The 3,821-nt window shown below is 30.5% G+C and carries 4 protein-coding genes; 1 reads left to right on the top strand and 3 read right to left on the bottom strand.

Annotated features, from left to right (window positions below):
* Nucleotides 1-1,592, bottom strand: a 1,592-nt coding sequence (locus tag SOR60_RS10330; protein ID WP_320595886.1) for a Na/Pi cotransporter family protein, incomplete at its 3' end; no start/stop codon positions are given.
* 215 nt (nucleotides 1,593-1,807) lie between these two features.
* Between SOR60_RS10330 and SOR60_RS10325 the strand changes: the two genes are divergently transcribed.
* A complete protein-coding gene (locus SOR60_RS10325) occupies nucleotides 1,808-2,593 on the top strand; it encodes an SDR family NAD(P)-dependent oxidoreductase (protein ID WP_320595885.1) in 786 nt (261 codons plus the stop codon).
* Nucleotides 2,594-2,638: 45 nt separating this feature from the next.
* Here SOR60_RS10325 and SOR60_RS10320 read toward each other — a convergent pair whose 3' ends face one another.
* Both SOR60_RS10320 and SOR60_RS10315 read right to left on the bottom strand, forming a co-directional pair.
* Nucleotides 2,639-2,923 carry a DUF6506 family protein gene (locus tag SOR60_RS10320; RefSeq protein WP_154541303.1) on the bottom strand — a complete coding sequence of 95 codons (285 nt, stop codon included), beginning with the start codon at nucleotides 2,921-2,923 and terminating at the stop codon, nucleotides 2,639-2,641.
* 247 nt (nucleotides 2,924-3,170) lie between these two features.
* Complete coding sequence (locus SOR60_RS10315; protein WP_154541305.1) at nucleotides 3,171-3,662, bottom strand: MarR family winged helix-turn-helix transcriptional regulator; 492 nt, start codon at nucleotides 3,660-3,662, stop codon at nucleotides 3,171-3,173.
* Between the last annotated feature and the right edge of the window lie 159 nt (nucleotides 3,663-3,821).

Genomic DNA, 3,821 nt, shown 5'->3' with positions numbered 1-3,821 from the left:
ATTCTTTCAATAGTTGAAGCTATATCGACAAATACAGAGCTTGCAACTGTAGTTAGATTCTCACCATTTCTAAGTCTTTTATAATGTGATTTCCTTAAGTTTTGCTCAAGAAGATCAAGGTTAGCTTCATCCTCTTTTAGTTTTTCATAAAGTGCTGAATCTTCCGACTCAAATACTTCTATTGAATTAACATAGTTGTTTATAACCAAGTCATATATCTTATTTAAATCCTCTAAAGCTTCCTCATTATATTTTTCATTGGCCTCATTTATTTCGTCAAAATACTCTCCCAAATTTTGAGCAAGATCTGAGACTCTTTCCACATTTATTTGTACTTGTAAGTAGTTATGTATTTCACCTTCAAGCTCACTTACTAAATTCGACTTAGATATATCAAGTATATATTTTTGAATCTTAGTATCCATCTCATTTACTAAGGCTTCTGCTTGATTTGCAGTGGAAAGGTCATTTTTATCTCCACTATTTAGATATTTACGAGTAGCCTTAATAGTTTCAAGAGCTATCTTACTTTCCTTAATAATAGCAGACTTGGCCTGGTCTAAGGCTGCAGCTGGAAAGGTATTAATTAAACTTTCTTCAAGTTCAATATCCTTAACATCAGAAAAGATTGAATCCTTACCAGGTATAATTTTATGAAGTACCCTTGATACTTGCCTAATAATTGGTAAGAATAAAATCATACCAACAAAGTTAAAGCTAAAATGTGCCACTGCTATAGTCATCATTGGATTAAGCGAAAACTTATCAGATACAAAAGTTACAAATCCTTGGTAAGGCACCAACAATATTAAAAATATGATTGATACCAACACATTGAAAAGTACATGAAACAAACTTGTTCTTTTAGCAGATAAAGAACCACCCAAAGAAGCAAGAACTCCTGTTATACAAGTACCAATATTGGCACCAAATAAAAACCCAAGCGATAAGCTAAGCCCTATTGCCCCAGATGCATAAAGAGATTGGACAATACCAATAAAGGCTGATGATGATTGGATAAGTGCTGTAAGTAAAGCACCTACTATAACCGCTATAAGTGGATTTCTTCCTAAAGATGTAACTATATCTTCAAAGCCAGGGATATTCTTAAGTTCTGCTAGGCTATCTCCCATCATCTTTAGACCTATAAATAAAAGTCCAAAACCAACAAGAATTTCTCCAATATATTTTCCCTTCCTTTTTTTAGAAAATAAAAACACGATTACACCTATAAGGCATATAAAATAGGATAAGTAGTCTAGGTTAAAACCAATCAAAATGGCAGTCACAGTTGTACCTATGTTGGCACCCAAAATGACACCAATAGCTTGCTCAAGACTCATTACACCTGCCCTAACAAAGCTTATGGCGATAACTGTAGTTGCTGATGAAGATTGAATTAAACCAGTAATAAGTACTCCCACCAATACTCCTTTGATTGGATTAGATGTGTACTTTTCTACATATCCCCTCAATTTTGGTCCAGCAAAATTAGTAAGGGCATCTCCCATAAGGTTGATACCAAATAAAAATATTGCAAGCCCTCCTGCAATCAGATTCCATTGCAAAGACGATAATGTCGATAATTGCATAATTCCTCCATTTAATAATATTCAATTTACAAGATTTTAACAAAAATCTCACCTTAATATAATATTATCATAAAAGGAATAAAACAACAATTGAAATTTAAATAATTTAAAAGCCTATTCTTTTTTTTGATTTATCAAAGTAAAGAATATTATTAGAAATTATCTTTTAGTGTAAAATATAAATGTAAGCTTATTAAATTAAAGAAAGGATAATTATGGATTTAAATTTAAAAGATAAAGTAGTACTCATAACAGTATCAACAGGTGGAATAGGTAAGGCTATAACAAAGGCTTTTTATAAAGAAGGTGCAAAACTTGCCCTTACATCTACTAGAAAAGAAAAGGTAGATAAACTAATAGAAGAATTGGGAAATCCACCAGAAGATAAGGTTCGTGGTTATGTATTAGATATAACAAATGAAGAAGAAGTAAAAAGGGTAACAGATCAAGTAGTTAAAGATTTTGGCACTCTTTATTCCCTAGTATCAAATGCTGGAAACAATGGAGACTACCAAGAGATAAAAGATTCAACAAAAGAAAATTATGACAAAGTATTTTCTATAAATGTGTATGGTGTTTTATATTCTATGAAATATGCCATTCCTTATATGTTAGAAAATAAAAAAGGTTCTGTTGTAGTTCTTGGATCAGAAGGATCTTACGTAGGAAGTCCAGGAATGGGAGCCTATGTAGCAAGCAAGCACGCAGTAGCAGCCCTTGTTAAGACCTTAGCTACAGAAGTAGGCGGAAGTGGAATTCATGCAAATTATATCGCACCATCTGCAGTAGACACTGATATGATGAGAAGAATAGAGAAAAATACATTTGGTGATAGTAAAACTCCAGAAGAAGCTGAAAGATTCTTTGCAGAAGCATCATATGATAAAAGATATGCAAAGCCAGAAGAAGTAGCAAATGCAGCCTTATATCTAGCAAGTGAAGTATCAGCACATATGATGGGATGGGGTCTTAGACTTGATGGCGGAAAACATATATTATAAATATAATAAAGAAGGTGCCTCTTGGCACTTTTTACATATTTCTATTTACCCAAATAACTTCTTAAACATATCATCTTGTTCCTTAAAATGAGATACAAACCCTATAGGGATTTCATTATTAGTAGCCTTAATAATCTCTTTTGCTCCTCTTTCTTCAAATGCCCCACAAAGCTCAATTACATCAATATCTTCTTTTTTTAATTTAATGGCTATATCTTTTGCCATCTCTAAATTTCTTACTCCAATAATTTGTGCATTATTATTTTTTCCTATACACTTTCTATCAACAATTGGATCAAAAGGACCCATAATGATATATGCAAATTTCATAAACTCTCCTTATAAATTTTAAAAATCATCTACTCTTATTAATATTTTTATAAATACTATATTAGCTTTTAAATTCTAATCTAATATTTTATATATAAGCTGGAAAATCCTTTAAAATAGTTTTAAAAGTATATTTTTTAATAAAAAAGAGCCTTTAGGATTACTTTAAAATCTTAAAAACTCTTGATTATAACATTTTTAAAAACCTATTTTATTTTTCAAATTATTAAGACTCAGTAGTAGAATCTTATGATTCTTTTCCATTAGAATCTTCATTTTTCCTAGAATTTATAAATTTAGTTACTTCCGGCATAAGTTCATCACTCATAATTTCAAGAATTTTTTCCATGGTTTCTATGTCTTTTTTATCAACTCTTTTTCTCAGTCTATCTAAGACCAACTCTATATAAGAATTTTTCATATTATAATACTCATAAAATTTTTCTGTACATTCTAGATAATATTCTCTTCTGTCTTCTTCGGATTGAATTTTTTTAAGATAGCCCTTTTTTATTAAAGCAGATATTTTATAAGCAATATTTGGATGAGAGCATTCAAGAAATTCAGTAACATCACTTACCCTTGGTCTATTTAGTGCATGTATAACTTCAATGGTAAAAGTTTCAGTTGCTGTCAATGTTGCCTCCCTATCCTGTAAGTTGGCAAACATATTTTTATATAAATTCAACTTAAATTTTTCATATACTTCATCAAATATTTTTTCCAAATTATTATACATTTTTCCTCCTATTTCAAAGCAAAGGATATTTCACAAGTCATTACAATTTCCCCATCTCTTATAATATTACCCTTTCCAATACCGAGATTTTTTACTATTTTCATCATCTCACAAGTTATTTCCAAATAATCTCCTGGTTTTACTGGCTTATAAAATCGT

The sequence above is a fragment of the Anaerococcus porci genome (assembly GCF_034090325.1).
Classification (GTDB): Bacteria; Bacillota; Clostridia; order Tissierellales; family Peptoniphilaceae; genus Anaerococcus; species Anaerococcus porci.
The sequence above is the reverse complement of the archived record's forward strand: the minus strand, read 5'-3'. Positions and strand labels throughout refer to the sequence as shown.